This is a genomic window from Cryobacterium sp. N22, assembly GCF_002929555.1.
Taxonomy (GTDB): domain Bacteria; phylum Actinomycetota; class Actinomycetes; order Actinomycetales; family Microbacteriaceae; genus Cryobacterium.
In genome coordinates this window covers 565116-586169 of sequence record NZ_PJJP01000039.1, presented here as the reverse complement: position 1 = coordinate 586169, position 21054 = coordinate 565116, and the positions used below count along the sequence as shown (strand labels likewise).

The 21054-nt window shown below is 64.7% G+C and carries 19 protein-coding genes, 1 tRNA gene and 1 pseudogene; 19 read left to right on the top strand and 2 right to left on the bottom strand.

Going from position 1 to position 21054, the window contains the following annotated elements; genetic code table 11:
• Positions 1 to 20 precede the first annotated feature (20 nt).
• Positions 21 to 341: a hypothetical protein gene (locus CXY76_RS18185; protein ID WP_104166981.1), complete on the top strand. Its 321-nt coding sequence runs from the start codon at positions 21 to 23 to the stop codon at positions 339 to 341.
• A gap of 89 nt (positions 342 to 430) precedes the next feature.
• Here CXY76_RS18185 and CXY76_RS18180 read toward each other — a convergent pair whose 3' ends face one another.
• Positions 431 to 1012 (bottom strand): TetR/AcrR family transcriptional regulator, encoded by a 582-nt coding sequence (locus tag CXY76_RS18180; protein WP_104166979.1) that lies wholly within the window; start codon positions 1010 to 1012, stop codon positions 431 to 433.
• A gap of 184 nt (positions 1013 to 1196) precedes the next feature.
• Here CXY76_RS18180 and CXY76_RS18175 point away from each other — a divergent pair, with 184 nt between their 5' ends.
• Both CXY76_RS18175 and CXY76_RS18170 read left to right on the top strand, forming a co-directional pair.
• Positions 1197 to 2237, top strand: coding sequence for an NADP-dependent oxidoreductase (locus tag CXY76_RS18175; protein WP_104166977.1), 1041 nt, complete (start codon positions 1197 to 1199; stop codon positions 2235 to 2237).
• 49 nt (positions 2238 to 2286) lie between these two features.
• Positions 2287 to 2991 (top strand): type 1 glutamine amidotransferase domain-containing protein, encoded by a 705-nt coding sequence (locus CXY76_RS18170; RefSeq protein WP_104166975.1) that lies wholly within the window; start codon positions 2287 to 2289, stop codon positions 2989 to 2991.
• A 112-nt stretch (positions 2992 to 3103) separates the two neighbouring features.
• Here CXY76_RS18170 and CXY76_RS18165 read toward each other — a convergent pair whose 3' ends face one another.
• Complete coding sequence (locus tag CXY76_RS18165; RefSeq protein WP_233200008.1) at positions 3104 to 4213, bottom strand: aminotransferase class V-fold PLP-dependent enzyme; 1110 nt, start codon at positions 4211 to 4213, stop codon at positions 3104 to 3106.
• Between the two features lie 81 nt (positions 4214 to 4294).
• Here CXY76_RS18165 and CXY76_RS18160 point away from each other — a divergent pair, with 81 nt between their 5' ends.
• The 16 genes and pseudogenes from CXY76_RS18160 (at position 4295) to CXY76_RS18085 (ending at position 21032) form a co-directional block, all read left to right on the top strand.
• Complete coding sequence (locus CXY76_RS18160) at positions 4295 to 5296, top strand: LysR family transcriptional regulator (protein WP_104166971.1); 1002 nt, start codon at positions 4295 to 4297, stop codon at positions 5294 to 5296.
• A gap of 12 nt (positions 5297 to 5308) precedes the next feature.
• The gene (gene gltX / locus CXY76_RS18155) at positions 5309 to 6829 is read left to right on the top strand and encodes a glutamate--tRNA ligase (protein WP_104166969.1); all 1521 of its coding nucleotides are present in this window, start codon (positions 5309 to 5311) and stop codon (positions 6827 to 6829) included.
• Positions 6826 to 7857: an NAD(P)/FAD-dependent oxidoreductase gene (locus CXY76_RS18150; protein ID WP_104166967.1), complete on the top strand. Its 1032-nt coding sequence runs from the start codon at positions 6826 to 6828 to the stop codon at positions 7855 to 7857. Before gltX ends, CXY76_RS18150 begins: the two co-directional genes overlap by 4 nt.
• A 35-nt stretch (positions 7858 to 7892) precedes the next feature.
• Positions 7893 to 7964: transfer RNA gene (locus CXY76_RS18145), tRNA-Gln, on the top strand.
• Positions 7965 to 8160: 196 nt separating this feature from the next.
• Positions 8161 to 8355, top strand: coding sequence for an AlpA family transcriptional regulator (locus CXY76_RS18140; RefSeq protein WP_104166965.1), 195 nt, complete (start codon positions 8161 to 8163; stop codon positions 8353 to 8355).
• Entirely contained in the window at positions 8348 to 9049 is a 702-nt protein-coding gene (locus CXY76_RS19330) for a hypothetical protein (protein WP_146073500.1), read from the top strand. The genes CXY76_RS18140 and CXY76_RS19330 overlap by 8 nt, the downstream gene beginning before the upstream one ends.
• A gap of 838 nt (positions 9050 to 9887) precedes the next feature.
• Positions 9888 to 10220 carry a YciI family protein gene (locus CXY76_RS18130; RefSeq protein WP_104166961.1) on the top strand — a complete coding sequence of 111 codons (333 nt, stop codon included), beginning with the start codon at positions 9888 to 9890 and terminating at the stop codon, positions 10218 to 10220.
• Positions 10217 to 11527, top strand: a complete 1311-nt coding sequence (locus CXY76_RS18125; RefSeq protein ID WP_233200006.1) for an RNA polymerase sigma factor — start codon at positions 10217 to 10219, stop codon at positions 11525 to 11527. The genes CXY76_RS18130 and CXY76_RS18125 overlap by 4 nt, the downstream gene beginning before the upstream one ends.
• A complete protein-coding gene (locus CXY76_RS18120) occupies positions 11508 to 12032 on the top strand; it encodes an SRPBCC domain-containing protein (protein WP_158253941.1) in 525 nt (174 codons plus the stop codon). The genes CXY76_RS18125 and CXY76_RS18120 overlap by 20 nt, the downstream gene beginning before the upstream one ends.
• A gap of 244 nt (positions 12033 to 12276) precedes the next feature.
• Positions 12277 to 13266: pseudogene (mobF, locus tag CXY76_RS18115) on the top strand (MobF family relaxase); the annotation flags it as partial.
• Positions 13267 to 13390: 124 nt separating this feature from the next.
• Complete coding sequence (locus CXY76_RS19325; protein ID WP_146073499.1) at positions 13391 to 13789, top strand: hypothetical protein; 399 nt, start codon at positions 13391 to 13393, stop codon at positions 13787 to 13789.
• Between the two features lie 1920 nt (positions 13790 to 15709).
• Positions 15710 to 16423 (top strand): GAF and ANTAR domain-containing protein, encoded by a 714-nt coding sequence (locus tag CXY76_RS18105; protein ID WP_104166955.1) that lies wholly within the window; start codon positions 15710 to 15712, stop codon positions 16421 to 16423.
• Between the two features lie 361 nt (positions 16424 to 16784).
• On the top strand, positions 16785 to 17699 hold the full coding sequence (locus CXY76_RS19320) for a hypothetical protein (protein ID WP_146073498.1): 915 nt from the start codon (positions 16785 to 16787) through the stop codon (positions 17697 to 17699).
• 281 nt (positions 17700 to 17980) lie between these two features.
• Positions 17981 to 18910 carry an ABC transporter ATP-binding protein gene (locus CXY76_RS18095; RefSeq protein WP_104166951.1) on the top strand — a complete coding sequence of 310 codons (930 nt, stop codon included), beginning with the start codon at positions 17981 to 17983 and terminating at the stop codon, positions 18908 to 18910.
• Positions 18907 to 19752: an ABC transporter permease gene (locus CXY76_RS18090; protein WP_104166949.1), complete on the top strand. Its 846-nt coding sequence runs from the start codon at positions 18907 to 18909 to the stop codon at positions 19750 to 19752. The genes CXY76_RS18095 and CXY76_RS18090 overlap by 4 nt, the downstream gene beginning before the upstream one ends.
• Before the next feature lie 92 nt (positions 19753 to 19844).
• Positions 19845 to 21032 (top strand): sensor histidine kinase, encoded by a 1188-nt coding sequence (locus tag CXY76_RS18085; RefSeq protein ID WP_199190356.1) that lies wholly within the window; start codon positions 19845 to 19847, stop codon positions 21030 to 21032.
• The last annotated feature ends 22 nt before the right edge of the window (positions 21033 to 21054 follow it).

The window sequence follows — 21054 nt, the reverse complement described above, 5'->3', positions numbered from 1 at the left end:
CGGCCGGTGAACGCAGCCCGATGAACGCGGCCCCCAGGAACGCAGCCGAGCTGTACACGGCGGATCTTGAACCGCGCGAGGTCACCATGGTGCGCCGTGCGGGGATGCTCGCCGGCACCGTGGCGTCGCTGGCGGTAAGCCTGCTCGGCATGGGAGACACCCCCATCGGACCGGCGGTCGCCGACCTCGTCATCCGGGTCAGGGTCGATGGGCGCGAGGTCTACCGCTCCGGGCAGAACGACTCGCAGCTGGCGGACTCGATGCTGGAGACGGTGCGCCGTGAGCTCAACGAGTTCACTCCCGAGGTGTTCGCTGCGGAGTGGGGAATCGACCCGGCCTAAGCCGCAACTGTTCCCCAAACGGACAATTGTGCCCGGCGCACCGGGACCAATTGTCCGAAACGGGAACAGTTGGTGGGCGGCGGGTGCGGTCAGGGAGCGGGGAACCAGGCGCGAACCTGGTCGGCGGCCGTGGAGAGCAAAGCGGCCGATTCGGCGGCGTTGACCCTCGCGAGCAGCATCGCGCTCATCGAGAGGGACGCGAGGGTTCGCACCCGTTCGTCGGTGTTTTCGGCGGGTCCGCCGGCGAGGGCGTTGCGCAGAGCGGCGGCGAGCTCGGTGCGGTACGCCTCGACCACCTCACGGGCGGGCTCATCGTGGGTGGCCAGACCCGTGGCGCAGTTGACCAGAAGGCAGCCTCGCCGGGGCGAGTCCAGGGGCAGCGCGGCCACGGCCTCGCGGAGCTCATCGAAGTAGGCCAACAGTTCACGGCGGCCGGCGCCATCCGCTTGCAGGCCGCGCAGGCGCGGGCTGATGACGGTGTCGCGGTAGTCGGCGACGGCGGCGTCGAAGAGGCCGCGTTTGCTGCCGAACGCGTGGTACAGGCTCGACCGGTTGACACCTGTCGCCGCCTCGAGGTCGGCCAGGGATGCCCCGTCGTAGCCGAGGTCCCAGAAGACGTCGCGGGCGGATTGCACGACCGTGGTGCTGTCGAACGTCTGGAGCCGTCCCATGAGCTGCCTGCCTTCCGTCCCGCGAACGTCTGGTTCGTGGGTGTTGCGAGCGGCGTTGCTGTGAATGTTCTGTACCGCTCGTTTCACTATAACCGATAGCCCAGCTATAGTAAAACGATCGGTGCAGAAAACGAGGGACGCCACGAACGCCCCGGCACCGACCGCGAACAGTAAGGATTTTTTCATGACGACAGCCACCAGCACCCAGATCCAGCTCGCCGCCCGGCCCACCGGCTGGCCCACCGCAGCGAACTTCAGCACCGCCGTTATCGACCTGCCCGACCTGGCAGCCGGCCAGGTGCGCGTCGTCAACGACTTCATCTCCGTCGACCCCTACATGCGCGGCCGCATGAACGACGTCAAGTCCTACATCGCACCGTTCGTGCTCGGCGAGACCATGGGCGGCGGGGCCGTGGGCCGTGTCGTCGAGTCGGCCGCCGACTCCGTGCCCGTCGGCAGCCTCGTCGTGCACCAGTACGGCTGGCGCGACGTTGTGCAGGAGGACGCCGCCGGCTTCCGCGTCGTTCCCGAGATCCCCAACGTGCCGTCATCCGCTTACCTCGGCGTGCTGGGCATGACCGCGCTCACCGCCTATGTGGGCCTGCTCGAGGTGGCCAAGTTCAAGGAAGGCGACACCGTCTTCGTCTCCGGTGCCGCCGGCGCCGTGGGCAGCATGGTCGGCCAGATCGCTCGTCTCAAGGGCGCCGCTCGCGTGATCGGCTCGGCCGGCACCGACGAGAAGGTGGCCCTGCTCACCGAAAAGTACGGCTTCGACGCCGCTTTCAACTACAAGACCGGCGACCTTGCCACGCAGCTGGCCGAGGCCGCACCCGAGGGCATCGACGTGTACTTCGACAACGTCGGCGGAGACCACTTGAGCGCCGCACTCGGTGCCTTCAACGATGGCGGCCGCGCCGCGCTCTGCGGTGCCATTTCGCAGATGAACCGCACGGATGGCACCACCGGCGTGCAGAACATGGTCAACATCGTCACCCGCGGCCTCACCCTCACCGGATTCACCGTGGGCAACTACCTCGCGCACTTCCCCGCCTTCACCGAGCAGATGGGCGCCTGGTTCGCGGCCGGCGACATCGTCTTCGACGAGACCGTCGTTGACGGCATCGAGAACTCGGTCGATGCGTTCCTGGGCATGCTTCGCGGTGAGAACACCGGCAAGATGGTTGTCAAGACGTCCGTCCTCGAGTCGACCTCGGCCGCCAGCTGAAGCTCGCCGCCACTTCCGTACAGTTACTGAATTCGCAACTGGAGAAACAATGACTTCCGTACTCTTCGTCGTCAGCGCCGCTGACCACTGGACCCTCAACGACGGCACCCTGCACCCCACCGGGTACTGGGCCGAGGAGCTCGCCGAGCCGCACCGCCTCTTCACCGAGGCCGGCTGGTCGATCACCATTGCCACCCCGAAAGGGGTTGCGCCCACCGTGGACGAGGGCAGCCTGGCCGCCGGGGCCACCGGAGGCGAGGACCGATCCACCGAGCTCCGCCGCTACCTCGACTCGATCCCCGCACTGAAGAGCCCGGCGTCGCTCGACGACGTCACCGCGACCGACTACGACGTGGTCTTCTACCCGGGTGGCCACGGTCCCATGGAGGACCTCGCGGTCGACGCGACCAGCGGCCAGATCATGACCGACACCATCGCATCCGGTCGGATTCTCGGTGTGCTCTGCCACGCCCCGGCCGCACTTCTGGCCGCGACGGCCGCCGATGGCACCTGGCCGTTCCTGGCCTATCGCATGACCGGGTTCACCGACGCCGAAGAGGCACTGGGCGGACTGGCCCCGAAGGCCAAGTGGCTCGTGCAGGCTCGCCTGGTCGAGCTCGGCGCCGATTTCGTCGAGGGTGCCTCCTTCGCCGAGCACGTCGAGATCGACCGCAACCTCTACACGGGCCAGAACCCCGCCTCCTCGGTGAAGCTCGCCAGCGCGATCATCGACGCGGTGGCCGCCCAGAAGTAGCGCACGCCACGCACCACGCACCACGCAGTCTCGCGAAAGCGGTCCTCTGGTCGCCTCACCATCCCGAGGCGACCACAGGGCCGCTTTCGTGCGTGCGCGAGGCCGCGAATGGCTAGCGGGTGAGGGCGGCCAAGACGGCGGACACGTCGGCGGGGGTGTTCCAGAGGTGGAAGGCCACTCGGGCGCGGCCGGCGCGGCCGGAGGCGGTGATGCCGGCGGCAGTGAGGCGGGCCAGGTCGGTGCCGGCGGGGTCGGCCCAGGTGACGATGGCCTGGTTGTTCTCGGGCAGTCCCAGTCCGGCGCAGAGCGCATTTCCCAGGCCTGTGTCGTGCGCGTACACGGTGGCCGGATCGAGTGAGCTGAAGAACTCGAGAGCCACCCGCGTGCCGACCCAGGCGGGCCAGGCCGGCGACACGTCGAAGCGTCGGGCATCCGTTGCCAGGGTCATGCTGGGGCCGTAGCAGGATGCCCACGGATCGTCGCCCGCGAACCAACCGGCCTGCACCGGCCGCAGCACCTCGGCCAGTGCGGGGAGCACGGTGAGGAACGCCGCGCCCCGCGGCGCACCCAGCCACTTGTAGGCGTGACAAATGGTGGCGTCGAAGTCGCCGGCCTGCACGGGCAGCCAGCCGGTGGCCTGCGTCGTGTCGCAGAGGGTGAATGCACCCACCGCGGCGGCGGCCGCCCGGATGGCCGGCGCATCCGCGATCTCACCGGTGCTGGACTGCACCAGCGAGAAGGCGACCAGCCAGGTGCGCTCGGTGAGGGAGTCCGCGAGCCGGGCCACCGGTACGTGGCGCACCGTGATCCCGCGGTGCTCCTGCTGCAGGAACGGGAAGACCATCGACGTGAAATCCCCGTCGACGCACACGACCTCACGGCCCGCGGGCACGGATGCGGCCAGCACGGCCGCCATGACCGACGCCTGCGAGCCGATGGCAACCCGGTCGGTATCCACCCCGACCAGCCCGGCGTAGAGGGCCCGGGCCCGGTCGACCTCGGCCTGATAGTGCGCGGGGGAGGCCATGCCGCTGCCCCAGGTGTCGGCGTCCTCACGGAGGGCTCGCACGGTGTCCAGCGTGGGAAGTCCCGAGGTGCACACGGCCAGGTAGCGCGTGGTCGTGGGGGAGTAGGCGGCCCGCGCCTGGGCCATGGTCAGTGCAGGCGCCGGAACTGAAGTCGGAGCTGAAGGCTGAACTGAGGACGGAACGGTGGATCGCATCCCTCCAGCGTTGCCTCCCTCGATCCATTCGGCAATGCCCAGTCCTCGATCAATCCGATAACCGCTCGTTATGATTTGTGCATGCCCGAAAACCTTCACCGTGCACTGGACGTAGATTCCCACGCGCTGCGCATCGTGCACCGCATCAACGAGCTGGGCTCGATTACGGCCGCGGCCCGGTCGCTGGGCTACAGTCAGCCGGCCGTGAGCCAGCACCTCAAACGGCTCGAGGCCCGGCTGGGCATGCCGCTGGTGGCCAAGGCGGGTCGTGGCGTGCGGCTCACCGAGGCCGGTCGCATTCTGGCCCGGCACGCCGCCACCGTGACCCAGGCGCTGGATGCGGCGGCGGGCGAACTCAGCGACCTGGTCGGCCTCCGCAGCGGCCGGGTGACCCTCGCCGCGTTCCCCTCCGCCTCGGCCACGGTGATCCCCACCCTGCTGCACGGCCTCTCCCAGCGGCACCCCGGCGTGCAGCTGAACTATCTCGAGGCCGAACCGCCGGAAGCCGTTCGGGCCGTGCGTGACCAGGTCGCCGACCTCGCCATCACCTTCAGCTACACGGGCGACCAGGCCGACCCGCACCGGCAGAGCGCCCAGGGACTCACCGTCGTGCCGCTCTGGCGCGACGAGATGCTCGTGGTCGTACCCCGCGAGCACCCCCTGGCCGGTCGCGACCGCATCGACCTGGCCCTGCTGGCCGCGGAGCAGTGGATCGGCGGCTGCCTGCGCTGCCGGGCGCACCTGCTCGACCTCGCCACCCGCAGCGCATTCAGTCCGAACGTCTCCTACGAGACCGACAACGTCGTGGCGGTGTTCGGCATGGTCGCGGCGGGCCTGGGCGTGGCGCTGGTGCCCGCCCTGGCCGTCGCCGCGTCGCCGCTGCCGGCCGGCATCGTCGCCCGGCCGACCCTGGGCGGCGACTTCCGCACGATCCACCTGGTGGGCACCGAGGGCGCGGAGTCGATTCCGGCGGTGGCGGCCACAATCCGGGCCATCGGCGAGATCGACGCGGCGCCCTGGTCGCTCGCGGAGGCCACCCGAGTTCGCTCGCAACACACCCCGGTCGCGGTGCTCGCTCGGTAAGATGACTCCCGTATGTCTACTACAACAGCGCACCCGTTCTCGACCGCAACCGGCACTGATGTGCGCGTGCGGTTCTGCCCCTCGCCCACCGGAACGCCGCACGTCGGCCTGATCCGCACGGCCCTGTTCAACTGGGCCTATGCCCGGCACAACGGGGGTAAGTTCATCTTCCGCGTGGAGGACACCGACGCCGCCCGCGACAGCGAGGAGAGCTTCACCCAACTCCTTGACGCCATGCGCTGGCTGCGCCTGGACTGGGACGAGGGTGTGGAGGCCGGCGGACCGCACGAGCCGTACCGCCAGTCCCAGCGCTATGACATCTACCGCGACGTGATCAACAAGCTGATCGAGTCCGGCCACATCTACGAGAGCTTCGCCACCGGCGAGGAGATCGCCGAGCGCAACATCAAGCTGGGCCGCGACGCCAAGCTCGGCTACGACAACTACGAGCGCGACCTCACCGAGGAGCAGAAGGCCGCCTTCCGCGCCGAGGGCCGCGAGCCCGCGCTCCGCCTCAAGGTGCCCGACACCGAGCTCTCCTTCGACGACCTGGTGCGCGGCGAGATCACCTTCCCGGCCGGCTCGTTCAGCGACTTCGTCGTGGTGCGGCCCAACGGTCACCCGCTCTATCCGTTCGTGAACCCCGTCGACGACGCGCTGATGGGCGTCACCCACGTGCTGCGCGGCGAAGACCTGCTCTCCTCCACGCCCCGCCAGATCGCGCTGTACCACGCGCTGATCGACATCGGCCTCACCACCTTCGTGCCGCGCTTCGGCCACCTCCCGTACGTGATGGGCGACAAGAACAAGAAGCTCTCCAAGCGCGACCCGGAATCGAACCTGTTCCTGCACCGCGAACGCGGCTTCATCCCCGAGGGCCTGGTGAACTACCTGTCCCTGCTGGGCTGGTCGCTCACCCACGACCGCGACGTGTTCTCCATCGAGGAGATGATCGCCGCGTTCGACGTCGTCGACGTGAACCCCAACCCCGCCCGCTTCGACCTCAAGAAGGCCGAATCGCTCAACGGTGACCACATCCGCCTGCTTGAGCCGGCCGACTTCGCCGCGCGCGTGGTGCCCTACCTGGTGAACGCCGGCGTGCTGACGGAGCCGCTCAGCGACACCGAGCAGGCCATCCTCACCGCCGCCGCCCCGCTCGTGCAGGAGCGCATCGCCCTGCTCGGAGAAACGCCGGACATGCTCGGTTTCCTCTTCGAGAGCGCCGACAAGCTCGAGCACCAGCCGGATGCGCTCAAGTCGCTTCCGCAGAACGCCGGCGAGATCCTCGCCGCCTCCACGGCAGCGCTCCGCGACATTCCTGAAGCGGACTGGACCCACGAGCTTGTGCACAGCACCCTCACCGCCACGCTGATCGAGGGCCTCGGCCTCAAGCCGCGGGTGGCGTTCGGCCCCCTGCGCGTCGCCGTCTCGGGCCGCAAGATCTCGCCGCCGCTGTTCGAGTCGATGGAGATCCTCGGCCGCGCCGACTCGCTGGCTCGCCTGGATCGGCTCTCGGCGACCCTGGTGTCATGAGCCCGGATGCTTCACTGAGCGTCGGTGCCGGCAGCGATTCCGCTGCCGGCACCACTGAGGCGCCCTATGACGTCGTCATCATCGGTGCCGGCCCGGCCGGGCTGGCCGCGGGCCTCAGCCTCGTGCGCGCCCGCCGGCGCACCCTGATGATCGACAGCAACCGGCCGCGGCACTCCGCCACCCTGCGCTCCCACGGCTTCATCACCCGCGACGGTGTGCCGCCGCTGGAGCTGCGCCGCATCGGCCGCGAGGAGTATGAGGCCTACCCGGCCGCCGAGTTCCACATGGGCCTGGTGCGCTCTGTCGAGCAACGGCCTGGCGCCGGCGCCGCCCGGTTCACCGTGTCCACCAAGGGCATGCGCGGTGAGAAGAACCGCGTGGTCACCGCCCGCACCGTGCTCATCGCCACCGGCCTGGCCGAGACGCTGCCGGCGCTGCCGAGCATCCGCGCCTGGTACGGCACCAATCTGCACAGCTGCATCGCCTGCGACGGCTACGAGGAAGCTGACCGTGCCCTCGCCCTGATCGGCGAGACCGGCGACCTCGCCGAACACGCCCTGCTCATCTCGCAGTGGACCCACGATCTGATCGTCTTCACCAACGGTGTCGGCCAGGTCACCGAGGCCGACGAGGCCGGGCTTGCCGCCCGCGGCGTCCGCGTCGACCGGCGACCGCTCACCGACGTGGTGGGGGAGCGCGGGGCCATGACCGGCGTCCAGGTCGCCGACGGGGAGTTCGTGGCCAGGGAGGGCGGTTTTGTGCGCCCCAGGTATGAGGCCGCCGCCACCTTCGCGGGTACATTGAACCCGGCCACGGATGCCGCCGGCCTGCTCGTCGTCGACCCCCAGGGGCGCACCTCGGTGCCCGGACTGTACGCCGCTGGCGACACCACCCCGCCCGGCCCCGAGCAGCTGCTCGTCTCGGCCGGCGAGGGAGCCCGCGCCGCGGTGGCCATTAACCGCGAGCTTCTCGGCCCGCTCGCGACACACCCTCCGCTCAATTTGGCTGGTCGCCCCGGAGTGGGATAGAGTTACTTTTCGGCGCGGTCCTCGGACATCGCCATTGGGGTATGGTGTAATTGGCAACACGGATGATTCTGGTTCATTTGTTCTTGGTTCGAGTCCAGGTACCCCAGCAGTAACAGGCGCAGGATTCCGCGGCGAAACAGCCCATCGCCCCTCCTCCCGACCAGGCCCGAAACGGGTCGAATCACCAGATACGACACCAGATACTCCATTTACGAGTACTGGAACGTCGCACGGTCCGGACAAGTACGGGTCTGTCCGGGCCCACGCGGGCAGATCACGGTAGCGCCCACACACCTTCTGGGTATGGACGCGACAAAGCAGATCACCGCGACGTTCCTTACCCAGCACGAGGTCGCCGAGCTCCTCAGGTTGCCGGAGCGCACGCTGGAAGACTGGCGCCTGACCCACACAGGCCCGCCGTACCTCAAGCTAGGCCGGCACGTGCGCTACGACGTACAAGACGTGCTCGCTTGGGTGCAGGAACACCGACATGGGTAAGCCGCAGCTCCCCGCCGGTGAACTGGGCAAGATCGACGTCAAGCGCCTCGCCAGTGGCCGTTATCGGGCTGGCGCATCGACCCGTGATGACGGCGGCGCGTTCCATCGCCTCGCCGCAACGGAAGAAACCGAGGAACTCGCTCGCGCCGAGGTCCGCCGACAGGCCATGGCCCTCTCAACTGGGAGCTCTGGCGGTCTCGCACCGTCAAGCACTGTCGCCCAGGCAGTTCAGGCGTGGTTGCCCCAGATTCTCACCCGCGCCAAGACCGGCAGCCTCACGTACTCGACCTACGAGTCATATGAGACCACCGCACGCTTGGTGATCTTGCCGCGATGTGGGGGAGTGCGGCTTGACCGGCTCGCCGTCGGTCGTTGCGATCGCATCCTGCAAAAAATCTTGGAGGAAGAATCCATCCCGAAAGCACGCCACGCCCGCGCGGTGTTGAGCCTCGTCTGCGGGTACGCCGTACGCGACGACGCGATGCGTAGCAACCCGGTGCGCGACGTTCAACGCTCGCTGCGACGTCGACATGACAACCCTGCCGCCGACCCTCGTCGTCAACGGCACCATCGTCAGCACCAAGGCGCAAGGGATCCACCGGAAAGACTCTCCAAAGCGCTCCAGACAGCGGCGCAGCATCGCTCTGCCATCGATGGCAGCAGCGGCGGTGCGCCGCCGAATGGCTCTGGCTGAACCCGACCCGGACGCCTTCCCCACCAAGACCGGCCGTGCACTCAGCGTCAGCAACTATGAGCGACTGCTTCGGCACGCTCGACACTTCATCGCCGTTTGAAGTCGCGAGTCGGCTCAGCAAACGGCGACCCGACATCGTCGAGCTTGAGGCATTTAGTGCAGATCACACGATGAGCTGGAACTCGAATTCCCTGCGCTGGCGAGCGGCACTCAAGTCCAGGCTGCTCCTGTGGGCGGACACAGCATAGGGATCTCGTGCTGCTAGATCTTGAAATTCTCAGTACATGTAGGTGGACCTGCCTGTAGCGCGTGTAAGCGTTGACCCTGCATTGGGTAGCCAACAAGGGGATGACTAGACCGATGCCGTTTCGACCCGATCACCGTCAAGCTGATCGCCAACATCAGCTTGACCAGAAATGCTTGCCCCAGCGACAAGGTCGATCTCGCATTCGAATGGCCAAGATCACTCGAGACCGCCAAGTCCCGTCGTGTCGTTGCGCTGCACACCTTCACCGCTGACGCACTTCGCCGGCGGCTAGCCGAGGTCGGGAGTCTGGGCCTGGACGAATTGCTGTTCCAGTCCCGGGACGGTACCCCGCTGACAACGGCGAACGTGCGCCTGCAATTGCGTCACGTGCTCGGGGGAGCGGGGATCGACGCTGTGGCCACGCACTGCACGCGACATCACGTCATGCCGCGGAGCCACCCTATCCGGAACTATCGAGAACGCCCCGGAGTGAGGCGGCGCTCGCACTCGAACAAAAAACTTTGCCCTGTGTGTCGAATTCACTCGAACTCGAACGTCATCTCTCTGTACCGTCAAACAAAAGGAGAACAGATGCGATACGTGATGTTTGTGGCAACGGACCCCGAGGGCGACCCGTATTCCGCTGAGGACGACCGGATTGAAGACTGGGGCAAGGAGGTCGGAGAGCGCGGCGTGTGGGTCGACGGCAACCGGCTTCGGCCGGTCGAGGATGCCACAACGGTTCGCGTGCGTAACGGCGAACTACTGGTGACCGACGGGCCGTTCACCGAGTCGAAGGAGTGGATCGCCGGATACGACGTGCTCGAATGCGCGGATCTCGACGAGGCGATCGAAGTGGCGTCGAAGCATCCGATGGCTCGATTCGGTCGACTTGAGCTGCGCCCAGTCTGGCCGTTCGATTGACGTCAACTCCGCTGGGTGCGGTCCTCGATGACCTGCACCGTGCAGAGTGGGGCGGGCTGGTCGGCGGTCTTGTCAGCATGACCGGCGACTGGGCTGTGGCTGAAGACTGTGTGCAGGACGCGTTCGCCTCCGCGCTGGTGGCCTGGCGGTCCGACGGCGTGCCGGACCGCCCGGCCGCCTGGCTGTATACCGTTGCCCGCAACAAGGCACGTGACCGCCTTCGACGCATCATCGTCGAGCGCGAAAAGCTCCGTGACATTGCCGATCTCGCAGTGCAGGTCGATGAGTTTCCCGAGATCGATGAAACAACGCTGCCTGACGAGCAGCTGCGGCTGTTGTTCACCTGCTGCCACCCGGCCCTCGCACTGCCGAACCGGGTCGCATTGACCCTGCGGGCAGTCGCCGGACTCACGACCGGCGAGATCGCATCCGCCTTCTTTGTTCAGGAATCCACCATGGCCAGACGTCTCGTGCGAGCGCGCCAGAAGATCACCAACGCGGGCATCCCCTACCGGATTCCGACGGCTGATCTGCTCCCGGAACGCCTCGAGGGAGTACTCGCGGTGCTCTACCTGCTCTTCAACCAGGGCTACAGCGATGCGAGCCGAACCGACCTTGCGGATGCCGCGATCCGGATGACACGCAACGTGGTGCGTTTCGCGCCCTCCACCGACGAGGCACGCTGCCTTCTCTCGCTCATGCTGCTCCAGTCATCGCGCCGTGCCGCGCGCCGTGACAAGGACGGCCAGCAACTCACGCTGGAGAATCAGGATCGATCGCGCTGGGACCGGCAGTCGATCGACGAAGCCCTGAAGCTTCTCGCGCCGCTGACGCCGGTAAACAAGCGAGGGTTCTATCGGATCCAGGCCGAAATAGCGGCCTGTCATGCGCGAGCGCCGTCCCCCGGCGCGACCGATTGGCGGCAGATCGTGCACCTCTACGACGTGCTCGTCACGATGTCGCCCTCGCCGGTCGTCGCCGTGAGCCGTGCCATTGCAGTCGGGATGGCGACCGGCCCCGAAGCGGCCCTTGCGATTCTCGAAGACCTTGACGCTGATCCGCGGCTCTCCACCTCGCATCTCCTGCCGGCGGCCCGCGCCGACATGCTCGTTCGGGCGGGGCGCCATGTCGAGGCCGCTACCGCATTCGGGTTCGCCGCCCAACGTGCAACATCAGACCTCGATCGGCAGCAGTTGCTCCGCGAGGCGGCCGCAGCAATGCGACACAGCGTCACGGCGAAGCTGGCTCTGCCAGAAACTGACACTTCGACAAGGAAAAAGGATGACGATGACCCACGCACCCGCTGAACGGAGCTTCACCCTGAGTCGCACACTTCCGGCACCGCGCAGTGTCATCTTCGATGCATGGACGAAACCGGAACACCTCGACTGGTTCTATAACCCCTCTATGCCCACTCCCACGACACCCATCCAAGTCGACCTCAAAGTCGGCGGTATATGGCGACAACAAATGGTGGTCAATGACGATCTCCAATACCCCACCGGCGGGGTCTACCTCGAAGTGGTTCCGGACGAACGACTGGTTTTTCGGTGGGGAGCGACCGGCGGTTGGCCAGAGCTCGCAGGAGATCACGAACACGAAGCACCCATCGTGACCGTCACCCTGCGCGACGACGTGGAAGGCGCACACCTCGAACTCACAGTCACCTTCTCCGACCAATTGGCGGATGAGGAGGTGCGCAACCTCATCGAAGGTGGCACCCGAGACGGATGGAGCGCCACAATCGACCGAATTGCACACAGCACCGCCATTACCACGTGGAACATCCACCAATCCGCTTCACACGAGTGATGACCAAGCACAGCGGATCATGAGTGACACAGAACTGCTGGCACCGTTGGCGAACGCGCGTCAACGTGTGTGGTCGCGCCGTCGCGCGACGTCAGCCTCGCGACGTCAGCCTGCCTACGAAACGTCATCCTCGTGACTGCCTCGAAGCCTGCCTCCAACCCTAGATTCGAATTGCCACGCCTCTTGCAGATCGAGGCGGCACACCTCCTACGCAATAGCGGAGGAGTGCGCGGTGACGGTGTCGATGCGGGTTATGAGCGCCGGCGATGGCTACAAGTACTTGTTGCGCACCGTCGCTGCTGGCGACGGGGATCGGTCGTTGTCAACGTCACTGACCAGGTACTACAGCGCGAAGGGCACCCCGCCAGGGCGGTGGATGGGCAGCGGTGTCCCGAGCCTCGGCATAGGACGCATAGTCAATGGCTCTGAGGTCACAGAGACGCAACTACAGCTATTGATCGGGATGGGGCGGGATCCGGTCAATGGTGCGCCCTTGGGGCGCGCGTATCCCGTCTATCGGTCCTCGGTCGACTCTGACGAGCTGTCGGCGGGTAGTGATCGGGCAGCTCGTCGGCGGCGCGCGGTCGCCGGCTATGACTTCACGTTCTCCATCCCCAAGTCGGCGAGCATCCTCTGGGGTATCGCAGACGCAACCACCCAAGCGAAGATCGTGGATGCGCATCATGCGGCGGTTGCCGAGGTTGTCGCGTACATGGAGCGCGAGGTTGCCGCCACGCGGACTGGTGTCGCGGTCCGCGATAGCGCTGTCGCTCAGGTGGATGTGAGCGGCTTGATCGCGACGGCCTTCGATCACTTCGACAGCAGGGCTGGCGATCCGCACCTACACACGCACGTCGTCATCAGCAACAAGGTGCAGGCCGCACTGGATGGGCGGTGGCGTTCCCTCGACGGTCGACCAATGCATGCGGCTGTCGTGTCCCTATCCGAATTGCACGAGACCCTGTTCGCGGACGCCCTTACGCGCTCGATTGGTGTGAGGTGGGAAACGCGCGATCGAGGCAGAGACCGACACCCAGCGTGGGCAATCAGCTCCGTTCCCGAGGTGCTCGTCTCCGAGTTCTCAGCGAGGTCGCGACACATAGATGCCGAGACCGACCGGTTGATCGAGGCGTACGTGGGTAGTCACGGTCACCGTCCCAACCCGGTCACAATCACCAGGCTTCGCGCGCAGGCCACGCTGTCCACTCGACCTGCTAAGACCGTGCGGAGAATTCCTCCTACTTGTCGTAACCCTGTTCAGGGCGCCATTCGGTTGGTGTCATACCCGGCACATGAAAATGCGGTTCGTGTTTCGACTCGGCGGCTAGGTGCTTGTGGTGGCGTCATAGGCTGGGCGGGTGAGCGATGATTTGAGGGTCGTTGATCCGGTTACCCAGGTCGAACTGGTGGTCCCTGTCTATGGCACGCCGGAACGAGCGATTCGCCGAGCCGCATTGGCGAGGGAAGGCCTCATCAGGACAATTCGGTTTTATCCTGACTGGCCACATCTTTGGCCGTTTTGGGGTGAGAAAGGTGAGGTCTCGGCTGAGGACCTTGGTTTGAGTGAGAGCCTTCAAGAAGACCTACGACGCTGGTTCGAAAAATGGAATGCGACGTTTCGCTATGACACGGGTTGGCCGACCGCCGCTACAGGCGAAGCTTGGATGAGCGTCGGTGACGACCTCGTTTATCGTGTGCAGCAAGAGGTCTGGGATTTCGCCGATGTTCGAGCCGAACATCGAGGGTTCCAGACATAGCTTTACGAATCGGCAGGGTGGGAGCTTTCTCCCTGCGACCTCTGAGAGGCGCCTTGGAGGACGCCTCTCAGGGACCCTCAGCAGGTTAGGGACGTGGACGGGAACGAATTTATCAACTTGTCACTGTCCGTTGCCCACGAGGCCATAACTTGAAAAACGTAGAGTGTCGCGCCAGTTTGGCTGTCTATGAAGTAAGCGTCCGCGACGCCGCATTTCTTGTTGCTGATAGCGTTATTGAACGTTATTTCGGGCCAAGTAATCGCGACGCCAGCGGTAGCGGCCATGAGATCATCCCACGATTCGATCCCCTGAGATTGAAAGACCCGTCCGGTGGCTCTCGCTTCGTTTAGGGTCTACTGCCAGAGAGCTTCTTTGCCTGCGCGAATGTGCTTGTAGCCCCATTTATCAGTGCCGCACTTGAGACGTACATCGTGCACTGCTCCGTCCCAGTAGTGACCGTTTTCGGCAAACACGTCATCCTCGTGATTTAGAGAGAAAACAGCCGAAGACTTCACCCGCGGGGGCTCCAGTGGGGCGCAGCGCGCACCCCGTGGCTCGCCGACGACGGCGTAGCCTGCCTCGGTCGATGCTGCATGCGAGGATCGTCCGATTGGTTTCGTATCGTCGGTCTCGGGGACAGCTTGTCATAGTGCCGCTGAATGGTCGACCAAGATGAAAGGGCGCGCTCGTCTGAAAAACAGACGCCTAGTTGCGCACGATCCGGGTGATCGCCCCGCGCATCCACACATCCCGCGCAGCGACACTCGGCCAGCCGGTGTCATACCGGTACGTCATATCCCACTCGTCGACCCAGCGGCGTAAGTCTTCCCGAAGTGCATCGCTTAGCCCGAGATCATCCGCGGAAACGTCACCGCTTTCGTCCCATAACGGACATGGATGCGGCCAATGGGGATAGAACCGAATCGCCCGCAGAAGTCCGTCTCTTTTTAGAGCGGCCCGTCAAATTGCTCTTTCTGGAGTGCCGTAGGCGGGCACCAGTAGTTCAACCTGCGTAACTGGATCAATGACCCGCGAATCATCGCTCACTCGTTGACGATAGGACGCGGCCCGCTCTGATGGCTAGAAGCAACTGCCAAGGGACACCTGCCAACGGTCATTCCTCGCGACTCTGTCGCGTATCCCATGTGTTTTGACACACTGAGGTTACGAGACACCTCAATATGACTCGGATGCAACGGCGAGCTGTGCGGCGACTAGGTCTCAGGGTTGCCCGAAGGAGGAACGTCCTGCGAACTCTCACGGCAGTATCCACTAACCGGTCTGTGCTGGTCAGCGTTAGTGCCGCCGAGGCGTCCACCCCGATGGCAGCATGCCAGTGGTCTTTCCCCGTTCAGAATCGACCTCTGCAGACCAGCCTTGAGCTGACAGCGCATTGCCGAAGGCACCCCGCGCCAAACGCAGCCCAAGGTCCCCAATCTCGAATGGATCCAATTGGACAACCCAACGGCGCTGGCGTCGCGCGTCGTGTAGTTCCACTTGTCCGGCCGGTAGCGGACGAAGGTCGAACATAGACATTTCACAATGCTCCCACGAGGCCGTCCCGCAAGCGGGACCTCCAACGGGTACTCGCGCGGAGTCTGGCGCTTCCGACGCTCCCAAATTGTGACGTCGAGATCCTGGCGGCAGGCGTTCGGCGGGATGTGACTTGTATGTCGATGAGGGGAGCGCCGGAGCTCGAGCAGCTCGGCCTCAGCTTGATGTGCACGCGACGTGCCTCGGATTGTAGGGCCCGCCGCATCCGGAAGACCCTTTGGTGCATGGAGTGCCCCTTGCTCAAGGTCTGGTTTCATGTCGTGTGTGACTCGTTCTTGGCGAGGTCGTTAGGTTTCAGAAGTCGCTACTTGTGGGAAATACCTTCACCTTCAGCTCAGCGTGACGGCATGCGAGTACCGTGGAGAGATGCACGCCCCAGTTGACGAGAAAGGCTTCGTGCAGTTCTTCGTGGCACTTGCGGACACGTTGAATTCTGGTCACGACGTTCTCGACTCGTTGGATCTCCTTGTTCAGGGGAGTACTACGTTCACGTCCGCGAGTGAGGCCGGAATCCTGCTGGCTGATCGGACGGGTAAGTTTCACGTGGCCGCTTCCACTAGCGAGCGGTCCAGTGCGATTGAAGAGGCGCAGCTGGGCTTCGAGGAGGGTCCGAGTGTTGAGGCGGTTCGAACGGGTCGCACAGTTGAGGCGCCAGATATTGAAAGAACGAGCGGAAAGTGGCCGGCATTCTCAACCATCGCTGCGGCACGCGGATTCCGCGCCGCTCACGCCGTCCCACTGCGAGCCGGAGGGGACATCATCGGCGGGCTCAATCTGTTTTCGACGCTGCCTGGTGCGTTGAGTCACCGAGACGAGGCCTTGGCGGAGGCCTTGGCCAGCTTCGCGACCAACAGCATCGAGCAGTACCGAAGGCTCCAAGATCATGGAACATTGCGAGAACAATTGCAGGGAATCCTGGAGGGGCGGGTTCTGATCGAGCAGGCCAAGGGTGTCCTTGCTCAACGTCATGGTGTGGCAATGGAAGAAGCTTTCAGCCTTCTGCGGGCCCGGGCGCGAATGACCGACAAACAGCTACGCGATGTTGCCGAAGGGATCGTGAACCAGGCGAGACAACCCTGATTGCGCCTATGCGCTCGCAAGCGGCCGTTGATTCTGCACAACAGCGAAGGCACCCATCCAGGATGGCGGCCGCGCGGTGTTCTCTCGTTGCCCAGGACAGCAGCCGGGCCGCCGTCTGGTGGACCCCAGATCACCGAGGAGGCCAAGCAGAGTCGGTTCGCGCGTATCGATACTCCCACTCTCTTCGACGATTTCTCGCCAGCAGCCAGGCCGCAGACCAACCGCCCCGCGGAAAGCTGTAGATTTTTGTACCCACCGGCCAGTCCGATTATGCGTAGGGCTGCGGCGCGCCGCTTGACCTTGCCCCAAGGGCGACGCCCAAGGTGGTTATTGGCCGCAAGGGATGACTGACAGGACCACTATGGACAATTCGCTAACCGCAAGTGAGTTTCAAGCGATGACGGGCTTATCCGCGAAAGCGCTCCGACTCTACTCAGAACGCAAAATCGTGACTCCAGCCTTCATCGATAAACGGTCCGGGTACCGGTACTACGCCCCGATGCAGCTTCAACACGGATCACTCGTCGACCTGCTGAGGCGCGCGCGCGTTCCAGTCTCGGAACTTCCTACTACGTCTGCGTTCTCGTTCGATCGGTGGCGTGAGAACGTGGCGTTCAATCGGCAGCTAGAAGACTTCTATCTTCAAGTCGCCGAAAAGGTCGCGAAATTCGATGCCACGGAATATACCGCTCATAGAACTCGAGCCGAAGAACTGCACTGGATAGGCGTCGTCATCGACGTCAAGGTTCCAGAAAACTCAGAAGGTAAGGTTCAAGCCTTCACTGAGCTGGCGAGCGATACTCCAGCTATCGCGCATGCGTTCAGCCATGCATTGGGCGGTATGAACATTGATACGCTTCCGATGTCATGGAGCGCGGTCCCCGAGACCGGTGGCAGGAGTAGAAGTGAACAAATTGTTCTTGCTCGTGCCGTTCTCTCACTCCCCAGAAAGTTCAGCCTCGTCCGCATTGCCGCCCAAGTACTTGCAACCACCGGTCGCAAGGTCGTAGTCGTCTCGGGTACGCTGCCGCGCCGCCTGGAGGTAACGTTTTCTGCGGTCAGTCGCGGTGCCAGCACGCCGGTCGATGAGGCGGCCGCCGGCTATCTGCACGTTCTGGCCTTCCAAGACCACATCGCGCGGCTGAGACTTACACCGATCAGACACAGTGGCCGCCAGGTTAGTCACGGCGTTTCCTTGTTCGGCGACGGCTCAGTGTCTAGCGATCTAGTGAGTGTTTTTGATGTCCACTTTCCCGGCCGTTCTGTTTCGGCGTAGTCCCACCGACGTTTCCTCTGAATAAGTGCCTACTTCGGGAGTTCTATGCAGACCTCCGTGCCCGTGCGAATGAGACTGCTTCAACGTTGCGGCGATGTTTCCAGCTCCGAGCATTACTCGGTTGAGGTGGGCCGCCGAGTATCACCGCAATGCCAAGGCGAACCCATCCCGCGGCATTCATCCAGTACCTAGGTACCGGGTACTGCGCGATGGCTGGCCCAAAGTCCTCAGTGCAGGTAGCCGACCGCGCCTAGCGTCGTCCCTATGCGAAAGAAACGAACATGATCAGAGCAGAGGCGCTCGTCAAGCGCTACGGGAACAAGGTCGCAGTCGACGCAATCGACTTCACCGTACAACCGGGCCAGGTGACGGGATTCCTAGGGCCGAACGGGGCAGGCAAGTCCACGACCATGAGGATGATCGTCGGCCTCGATCGGCCGACCGCCGGCAGGGTCGAAGTAAACGGGCGCCTCTACCGAGAGCACCAGGCCCCGCTGCGAGAGGTCGGCGTGCTGCTGGATGCGAAGGCCGCCAACGGCGGGCGATCTGCCTACAAGCATCTCCTGTCAATCGCAGCGACACACGGAATCGGCGTATCCCGAGTGCGCGAGGTCATCGGGCTCGCGGGACTGGACTCTGTGGCCGGCAGACGAGTCGGGGGGTTCTCGCTCGGGATGGGCCAACGGCTAGGAATCGCCACCGCCCTCCTCGGCGATCCAGCTACGATCATCCTCGACGAACCGGTGAACGGCCTGGACCCGGAGGGCGTCCGATGGGTGAGGACCCTGATGCGCAAACTCGCCGCTGAGGGCCGCACAGTGCTGCTCTCGTCGCACCTGATGAGCGAAATGGCCCAGACCGCCGACCGGCTCATCGTGATTGGGCGAGGCAGGATCCTGGCAGACGACACCATCGGCAACGTCATCTCCAGTGCCACCCGTTCCGTAACCCGCGTGCGCACTCCGGAGTCGGAACGACTGGTGGCGGCCATTACTGGACCCGACATTATCGCGACGATGCTGGCCGACGGGGCAATTGAGATCATCGGACTGACCGCCGAACAGGTCGCCATCGCCGCAGCTGCCTCCGGGCTCGTCCTCTACGAGGTGGCATCGGTGTCGGGTTCGCTGGAGGATGCGTACATAGCTCTCACCGCTGGGGAAGTCGAATACCGATCATCCGACACCGCCAACACAGGAGCACACGAATGAACGTACTTGAAAACCGGCGTACGACCGGGATCCCGGCCCACGACCGACTTCGTTTCGCCGGAGTCCTCCGATCAGAATTCATCAAGCTCACCAGTCTGCGCTCGACCGTCGGCCTCCTGCTAGCGATCATCGCGTGCGGGCTCGCAATCAGCGTCGTGCTGGGAGTCACCGCAGAAGGCGCCGGATTGCCGGACGAACCCTCAGTGGCATTCATGCTGGACCAGGTCACCGTCGGGACCGTGCTGTTCGGGCAACTAATCGCCGGGGTGCTCGGGGTGCTAGTCATCAGCGGGGAGTACTCGAGCGGGACAATCCAATCGACGCTCATCGCTGTTCCCGCCAGAGTCACTATCCTTGCCGCAAAAGCGATCGTGCTGTTTGTCACGGCGACCGCCGCGGCCCTCGTGGCAATGTTCGGCTCGTGGGCAGTGACGTATCCGATGTTCGCAGCTTTCGGGATCGAGATCGGCGTGACCGCTCCCGGTGTGTTGTCGGCACTTGTGGGCGGATCCGTCTACGTCGGACTCGCCGGTGTCCTCGGATTGGGGATCGGCACCGTACTGCGCTCAGTCGCTGCCTCAGTCGCAACCGTGATCTCGATAATCCTGTTGCTGCCGATCGTCTTGTCGGTCCTGCCTGCATCACCGCTGGTCAGGAACCTCCATCTCCTTTCTATGTCGAAGGCAGGCGATGCCATGTCTGGACCGCCCGATGCCGGAGGAGTATTCCTGGACCTCGCGGACGGATATGTCAGCTCGGGCGCGGGGTGGATGGTTGCGGCCACATGGGCCGGTATCTTCGTTGTCATGGGAGCCATCCAGTTGCGTCGTAAGGACGCCTGATCCGCGCTCAGTCCGGATCGCGCGGCTCGCTAACCCAGGCGCCGCGCGATCGCAGCACGCAGAAGCCGGTTCGCCCCCGTTGGCCCCGGATCGTGGACGCCCTGATCATGGCGATGTTTGCGGGTGTTGCTGTCGGTCTCGCGGCTCTCTCCCTCGAGCCCCCGCACTCCACACCTCTGTGGCCGATGGTCGCGCTGGCGATCGGCGGCCTCGGGGCACTAGAGGCGCGCCATCGGTATCCGCCACTGTTCTTCGCCGCTGCAACAGTGCTGTCCTTGCTTTCTTTGGCAGTCGGGTCGGGGGCCGAATCGATGCTTGCTGTGATCGCGGTGTACACCGCGGGTGTTGACAGCAGAGGAAGGGTCGCCTGGACTCGTTTCGGCATCTCGATGGCTAGTGGCGCCCTCGGCGCCCTGGCCCTTTCGGTCCGCGGAACCATCGGGCCCCCGATCCTCGGACTGGCACCGCGCACCCTCGCCAGCGACGCGCTACTGAACTGGGCGAACGCCTACGTCGTCCTCGCCGCAGTCCTGCTGATCGCGGCGCTGCTGGGAACAAACGTGGGATACCGGCGACGCCATATTGGCGAGCTCATCGACCGAGCGGACAGGCTGGCGCGTGAACGGGACCAGCGGGTGAAGATCGCAGGAGCCCTCGAACGCGAACGGATCGCGCGAGAAATGCACGACGTGATCGCGCACAGCCTCTCCGTCATGATCGCCGTATCCGCCGGCGCCCATGCAGCAGCTGACGAGCGTCCCGCCGAGGCAAAGGTCGCCATGGCGCGTGTCGCCGAGACCGGCCGCCGCACCCTCGGGGAAGTACGCCGACTACTGGGCGGCGTCCGAGGCGACAGCCGCGGCACCGCACGGGAACATGCGCCACAACCGGACGCATCCAACCTCCCCTCACTGGCGGCCGAGTTTCTGGCAACCGGCCTCCCCGTGCGTCTTACAGTCACAGGAGCCCATTCCCACGACCCCGGCCTCGGCCTCGCCGTGTACCGGATCGTGCAGGAGTCGCTGACCAACGTGCTCCGCCACGCCCAGCAGACTAGATCCGCAACAGTGACGGTCGCCTGGACGGTGACGGAGGTGACCATCCTCGTCCGCGACACAGGACCACTCCTCCATCCGCCCGCACACGCGCACGACGGACGTGGCATCCTCGGAATGCGGGAGAGGGCCACCCTTTACGCTGGAACCATCGAGGCCGGACCTCACGAAGACGGCGGCTGGCGAGTTTTCGCGCGACTACGACGAGGGGACCCTCAACCGTGAATTCCATACGCGTCTTACTTGT

Excerpts from the sequence above, each read along its gene's own strand:
- CXY76_RS18185 (WP_104166981.1), top strand. The coding sequence starts at position 21 with ATGAACGCGGCCCCCAGGAACGCAGCCGAGCTGTACACGGCGGATCTT.
- CXY76_RS18180 (WP_104166979.1), bottom strand. The coding sequence starts at position 1,012 with ATGGGACGGCTCCAGACGTTCGACAGCACCACGGTCGTGCAATCCGCC.
- CXY76_RS18175 (WP_104166977.1), top strand. The coding sequence starts at position 1,197 with ATGACGACAGCCACCAGCACCCAGATCCAGCTCGCCGCCCGGCCCACC.
- CXY76_RS18170 (WP_104166975.1), top strand. The coding sequence starts at position 2,287 with ATGACTTCCGTACTCTTCGTCGTCAGCGCCGCTGACCACTGGACCCTC.
- CXY76_RS18165 (WP_233200008.1), bottom strand. The coding sequence starts at position 4,213 with ATGCGATCCACCGTTCCGTCCTCAGTTCAGCCTTCAGCTCCGACTTCA.
- CXY76_RS18160 (WP_104166971.1), top strand. The coding sequence starts at position 4,295 with ATGCCCGAAAACCTTCACCGTGCACTGGACGTAGATTCCCACGCGCTG.
- gltX (WP_104166969.1), top strand. The coding sequence starts at position 5,309 with ATGTCTACTACAACAGCGCACCCGTTCTCGACCGCAACCGGCACTGAT.
- CXY76_RS18150 (WP_104166967.1), top strand. The coding sequence starts at position 6,826 with ATGAGCCCGGATGCTTCACTGAGCGTCGGTGCCGGCAGCGATTCCGCT.
- CXY76_RS18140 (WP_104166965.1), top strand. The coding sequence starts at position 8,161 with ATGGACGCGACAAAGCAGATCACCGCGACGTTCCTTACCCAGCACGAG.
- CXY76_RS19330 (WP_146073500.1), top strand. The coding sequence starts at position 8,348 with ATGGGTAAGCCGCAGCTCCCCGCCGGTGAACTGGGCAAGATCGACGTC.
- CXY76_RS18130 (WP_104166961.1), top strand. The coding sequence starts at position 9,888 with ATGCGATACGTGATGTTTGTGGCAACGGACCCCGAGGGCGACCCGTAT.
- CXY76_RS18120 (WP_158253941.1), top strand. The coding sequence starts at position 11,508 with ATGACCCACGCACCCGCTGAACGGAGCTTCACCCTGAGTCGCACACTT.
- CXY76_RS18105 (WP_104166955.1), top strand. The coding sequence starts at position 15,710 with ATGCACGCCCCAGTTGACGAGAAAGGCTTCGTGCAGTTCTTCGTGGCA.
- CXY76_RS19320 (WP_146073498.1), top strand. The coding sequence starts at position 16,785 with ATGGACAATTCGCTAACCGCAAGTGAGTTTCAAGCGATGACGGGCTTA.
- CXY76_RS18095 (WP_104166951.1), top strand. The coding sequence starts at position 17,981 with ATGATCAGAGCAGAGGCGCTCGTCAAGCGCTACGGGAACAAGGTCGCA.
- CXY76_RS18090 (WP_104166949.1), top strand. The coding sequence starts at position 18,907 with ATGAACGTACTTGAAAACCGGCGTACGACCGGGATCCCGGCCCACGAC.